Raw genomic sequence first — 4,725 nt, forward strand, 5'->3', positions numbered from 1 at the left:
CATAGAGTCTTGATTTTCCATATCTATCTTTCCCTAATACTTTTATTGCTGTTACTTCTAAATATGGTAGAATCAAAGATAAACAAGCTCCTAATATCGCATTGTTAATCATGAAAGCATAAAAATTTTCTATAGTTAAATAAAACAAGGCAGAACAAACAACAGATAAAAATAAAGCAGTTTTAAATACTGACTGATTTAGCTTTATGTGCTTTAAAAATAAAAATGGAGTTACAAATCTCATTAAAGGTGCAAGTGCAAAGATAATCCCAATATCAATTGCACTATAACCTAAGTCATTTAATACTTTAGGTAAAAATATTATATATACACCAACGGCTGCAAAATAGAAAAAATAAAATGCAGATAGTTTAAAAAATAGCATCTACTTTATGAGTCGTATTCAATAATAATAGTATTTGAAAATATATCTTGAAAAGTTTTATTATCTTTTCTAAAATAGACAGTGAAAAGTCCAAAAATTGAGATAATAGAAATTAGAAGAATAAAATATCTAAGTAGTAAAGAAAAGAAAGGAAGTTTTTCTTTTGTATTATGGATTAACTTTAATCCATAGGCTTTCATTCCTGGTGTTTGTCCTGTTTTTAACCAAAAAGCGAGAATAATTAAAAAATGAATACCTATTATTAATCCCCAACCTTCAATTCTATATTGACTAAAAGTCTCACCACTTCCCATTATAAGATAAATTACAATATATAAAATAGGAGTAGTGATTAAAAAAGTATCAGTAATAAAAGCTTTAATTCTAGATAGAATTGGAGCACAAGGAGTTTCTGAACTATTATCTTCATTCATTATTTCAGTTTGTTCTTCAACTTTTCCTTGTTTTATATCTCTCCATCTACTCATAAAATTTAGTTTCCTCTACTTCCTGGTTTGTAAGCTTTATCTTTAAAGTCACATTCTTCTGGCGTATACATTTTAAAAGTAAAATCTTCTAGTGCAAATAAAGGTTTATCAAGTGGTAATTTACAATTGTCTTGAGCTTTTAGGTCACTTCCCACTCTTGAGCAGAATCCTCTATTAGCTAAAGCTGCGTATGCAACAATATTTCCGCCAGCGGCTTCAACTTGACGTGCTGCTTCTAATGCAGAACCACCAGTTGTGATAATATCTTCACAAATAACATAGTTTTCACCTTCCGTAACTTCAAAACCACGTCTTACTGTCATTTCGCCATCAACTCTTTCCGCAAAAATAAATCTTACATCTAAAGCAGTAGCTAGTGCAAACCCTGAGATGATTCCACCTAGTGCTGGTGAACATACAGCATCAATTTTAATACCAGATTCTTTTATTTGAGTAGCTAAAGCTTCTGCTAGTAATTTAGCAGTTTTAGGATCTTCTAAAACCTTTGCAGATTGTAAATAAAAGTTTGAATAATTACCAGAGCTTAATTTAAAATGTCCTTCTAGTAAGGCATTTGCATCTTTATAAATTTGTGCTACGTTCATATTAAACCGTTAAAATTTCTTGTTCTTTAGCTTTTAACGTATCATCAGCTTTTGTTACATATGAATCAGTGATTTTTTGAATTTCATCTTGTGCTTTTTTGTTTTCATCATCAGTGATTTCTTTATCTTTATGTAAAACTTTTATTTTATCATTTGCATGTTTTCTTACATTTCTAATTGCAACTTTTGCATTGTCAGTCATACCCTTAGCACCTTTAGCACTCTCTTGTCTTTGTTCAACTGTCATAGGAGGGAAGAATAATTTGATTACTTCACCATCATTGTTAGGGTTTACACCAATATTTGCAGCATTAATTGCTTGTTCAATATCTCCTAAAAGATTTTTTTCCCAAGGATTTACTACGATAGTCGTTGCATCTGCAGCTAAAACAGAACCAACTTGATTTAAATCTGTAGGAGTCCCATAATAATCAACTTTAACACCATCTAAAACAGCAGTCGTAACTTTTCCTGTTCTTAATGTTTTATAGTCTCTCTTTAAAGACTCAATTGATTTGTCCATATGTTCTTTTGTTTCTTGGTAGATTTCTTGTAACATTCTATATTCTCCTTAAGTGTGTTTTATTAGTTTTTTGTTGTTGTAAAATTTGAAATTGATTATACCATTATAAACTTTTATGAAAAGCTTTGTATTGAAAAAATTGTGATTAATATTTTGATTGTATGAAATTAATCTATGATATACACCATATTGTGTATATTCATAGATTGGAGTATTAGCAAGAAGTAATAAATACTTCATTTAATTTTTTAAAATTACTTACTTGCTGGTACTGCTGGAACTACAGGTGCAGTTGGTGCTACAGGTGCTGCATTCTCAACGGGAGTTGTAGGAATTAAACTATCAGTTTTAACGCTATCTACTGCACTTCCTAATTTTTCTTGATTATAAATATAACCTAGAGATATTGTGTTAACTACGAAAAGTAGTCCTAATGTCATTGTGGCTTTAGTTAAAAAGCTACCTGGACCTTTTGCTCCGAATACAGAGTCGTTACTTCCACTATAAGCTCCAAGCCCAATACTTGAACTTTTTTGTAGTAATACTGCGATTACAATTAGAACTGCTAAAATAACTTGTACTATTAAAAGTGTAGATGCCATGTTAATTTTCCTTTTAAAAAATGGTAGGTATTTTATCTAAAACTTATTAAAAAAAGGTTAAAATGATATTTATGTCTGTAAAAAACCAATTTTCAAAACATGCAAATGAATATAATAACTACAATATCATACAACAAATTGCTGCTAAAGCTTTAGTTCGTGATATAAAAAATAAACCAAAGAATATTTTAGAAATAGGTTGTGGTTCGGGACAAGTCTATAAATATATTTCATGGGACATAGAAAAATATAATGCAATTGATTTTTCCTCTTCAATGTGTGAAATTCATCCTAAAAATAAAAATCTTGAAGTTGATTGTTATGATTTTGATTCAAATGAATTTTACGATTTTTTAAAAGATAAGAAATTCGATATAGTTATTTCCTCTTCTGCTATGCAATGGTCAAAAGATTTAAAAAAACTAATATCTTCTTTAGCTAAAACTACAAATGAAATAAATGCAGTTCTATTTACTTCAAATACATTTAAAACAATTCAGACAATTACAAAATCTAATTCTCCTATACTTTCTACAGAAAAGATAAAAGAAGCTTTTTCTTCTTCTTATGAATGTGATTTTGAAGTGCATAACTATAATTTAGAATTTGAAAATAAGAAAAAACTATTTGATTATATAAAAAATTCTGGTGTAAGTGGTGGAAACTCTGCTTTAGATTTTAAAACAGCAAAAAAACTTTATAAAGAGTATAAATTAAATTATTTAGAATTTGAAGTAATTTTTGTTAAGACAATCTCTAAGCTATAAAGCTCATATCTTATATATTTAAAGTTTTCACTATCTTTAATAGATATTAGTTTACAAAACTCTTCAAGTACTCTTGAACTCTCTTGCGCTCTTTTAAAGTTAGCAATTAATATTGAAAAAAGATTATCTCTATTTTGTTCACTTTTAATAGATTCTCTTAATACATCATTTTGTATATCTCTAGTTTCTAAAAGTTCAGTATAACTTTCAAGTCTTGATAAATGTCGTAAGGTTTTTAATTTAGATGAAGTCTCTTTATCATTATATACATATCTAAATATATCTTCTACTACTCGAATACCTTCACGCAGTCTATTTAGATTTGCATCAATAAGTCTTAGTTTATTTTTTTCTATCATAAGAATATATAAAAAATCAAGATAGCTTCTTTAAGAAGCTATCTATATTTTTAATCGTCGTTACCTAAAATTCCAAAAATTTGTAATAATGAAGAAAATAGATTAAAGAACGCCATATATAAATCTAATGCTGCTACAACAGGAGAGTCATACCCACCTTGAATAATTGATTGAGTTGTATATAAAATAAATCCACACATTAAAAGTGCAATACCACTAGATAAAATTAAGTGAAATAAACTTGAATATGCAAAGAAATTAAGTGATACTCCTAAAGCAAAAATAATTGCTGCAATAAATATAATCCAAAATGAAGCAAATAAAAAGCCTCTCATAAAAGAGAAGTCTCTTTTAGTTGTTAGAGCAAAAAGTGAAATTCCACCAAAGGCAACTGCTGTCATTAAAAAAGCTTGTCCTGCAATTGAAGCACCACTTGGCATAGCCAATGTCATAGCTAATAAGGGAGCAATCATTAATCCTGTAAGGAATGTAGTTGCAAATAGAGCTACTAAGTTAAGGCCTGCTGTATGTCTTACTGCTGGAACAACAAACCATGCTAATGCAATAAAAACTCCAAATAGAACCCATTGCATTCCACCAACTAAATATGAAATAATATCAAGACCAATATATGCCCCTGCTGTTGCAGCTAACATTGAACCTGCAAAAAATTGATAAGTTGCTTTTAAAAAACTCATTAAATGAACACGAGATTCTTCATTTGAATGTGTATGTTCTTGTGTTTCTTGAGATAGATAATCTCTGTTATACATTTTATACCTTTCTAATTTTTTATGATATTTTATAATGTTACTCTTAATATTTACTTTAAGATTAAATATTAGAATCAAATTGTAATTTTTCATGCTATATATATTAATGATAAAAATAAAAGAGGGCTTAAAAGTAGTAAAAGCAAAAGAAATTAAGAATTTAAGCCAGTACTAAGAAAAAACCCTTGACAAGAGAGAAAAAATCTATTATAATTCCCGTCCA

The 4,725-nt window shown here is 28.4% G+C and carries 8 protein-coding genes; 1 reads left to right on the plus strand and 7 read right to left on the minus strand.

All coding sequences use genetic code 11. From position 1 onward, the window contains the following. From BT997_RS15220 to secG, 5 genes are all read right to left on the minus strand, one after another. Positions 1 to 385, minus strand: a 385-nt coding sequence (locus BT997_RS15220) for an MFS transporter (protein WP_143145222.1), incomplete at its 3' end; no start/stop codon positions are given. 5 nt (positions 386 to 390) lie between these two features. Further along, positions 391 to 873 carry an RDD family protein gene (locus tag BT997_RS15225; protein ID WP_072682780.1) on the minus strand — a complete coding sequence of 161 codons (483 nt, stop codon included), beginning with the start codon at positions 871 to 873 and terminating at the stop codon, positions 391 to 393. 5 nt (positions 874 to 878) lie between these two features. Further along, entirely contained in the window at positions 879 to 1,478 is a 600-nt protein-coding gene (gene pyrE / locus BT997_RS15230; protein ID WP_072682781.1) for an orotate phosphoribosyltransferase, read from the minus strand. Position 1,479: 1 nt separating this feature from the next. Beyond that, the gene (gene frr / locus BT997_RS15235) at positions 1,480 to 2,037 is read right to left on the minus strand and encodes a ribosome recycling factor (protein WP_072682782.1); all 558 of its coding nucleotides are present in this window, start codon (positions 2,035 to 2,037) and stop codon (positions 1,480 to 1,482) included. Positions 2,038 to 2,255: 218 nt separating this feature from the next. Continuing rightward, positions 2,256 to 2,603, minus strand: coding sequence for a preprotein translocase subunit SecG (secG, locus tag BT997_RS15240; RefSeq protein ID WP_072682783.1), 348 nt, complete (start codon positions 2,601 to 2,603; stop codon positions 2,256 to 2,258). A gap of 71 nt (positions 2,604 to 2,674) precedes the next feature. On the opposite strand from secG, the gene BT997_RS15245 reads away from it, so the two are divergent. Beyond that, positions 2,675 to 3,370 (plus strand): methyltransferase domain-containing protein, encoded by a 696-nt coding sequence (locus BT997_RS15245; protein WP_072682786.1) that lies wholly within the window; start codon positions 2,675 to 2,677, stop codon positions 3,368 to 3,370. Here BT997_RS15245 and BT997_RS15250 read toward each other — a convergent pair. Next, positions 3,322 to 3,729: a thiamine-phosphate pyrophosphorylase gene (locus tag BT997_RS15250; protein ID WP_072682784.1), complete on the minus strand. Its 408-nt coding sequence runs from the start codon at positions 3,727 to 3,729 to the stop codon at positions 3,322 to 3,324. The two genes, BT997_RS15245 and BT997_RS15250, sit on opposite strands and share 49 nt — an antisense overlap. Before the next feature lie 50 nt (positions 3,730 to 3,779). Continuing rightward, positions 3,780 to 4,502 carry a Bax inhibitor-1 family protein gene (locus BT997_RS15255; protein WP_072682785.1) on the minus strand — a complete coding sequence of 241 codons (723 nt, stop codon included), beginning with the start codon at positions 4,500 to 4,502 and terminating at the stop codon, positions 3,780 to 3,782. Positions 4,503 to 4,725 lie beyond the last annotated feature (223 nt).

The sequence above is a fragment of the Arcobacter sp. LA11 genome, assembly GCF_001895145.1.
Taxonomy (GTDB): Bacteria; Campylobacterota; Campylobacteria; order Campylobacterales; family Arcobacteraceae; genus Halarcobacter.

Excerpts from the sequence above, each read along its gene's own strand:
- BT997_RS15225 (WP_072682780.1), bottom strand. The coding sequence starts at position 873 with ATGAGTAGATGGAGAGATATAAAACAAGGAAAAGTTGAAGAACAAACT.
- pyrE (WP_072682781.1), bottom strand. The coding sequence starts at position 1,478 with ATGAACGTAGCACAAATTTATAAAGATGCAAATGCCTTACTAGAAGGA.
- frr (WP_072682782.1), bottom strand. The coding sequence starts at position 2,037 with ATGTTACAAGAAATCTACCAAGAAACAAAAGAACATATGGACAAATCA.
- secG (WP_072682783.1), bottom strand. The coding sequence starts at position 2,603 with ATGGCATCTACACTTTTAATAGTACAAGTTATTTTAGCAGTTCTAATT.
- BT997_RS15245 (WP_072682786.1), top strand. The coding sequence starts at position 2,675 with ATGTCTGTAAAAAACCAATTTTCAAAACATGCAAATGAATATAATAAC.
- BT997_RS15250 (WP_072682784.1), bottom strand. The coding sequence starts at position 3,729 with ATGATAGAAAAAAATAAACTAAGACTTATTGATGCAAATCTAAATAGA.
- BT997_RS15255 (WP_072682785.1), bottom strand. The coding sequence starts at position 4,502 with ATGTATAACAGAGATTATCTATCTCAAGAAACACAAGAACATACACAT.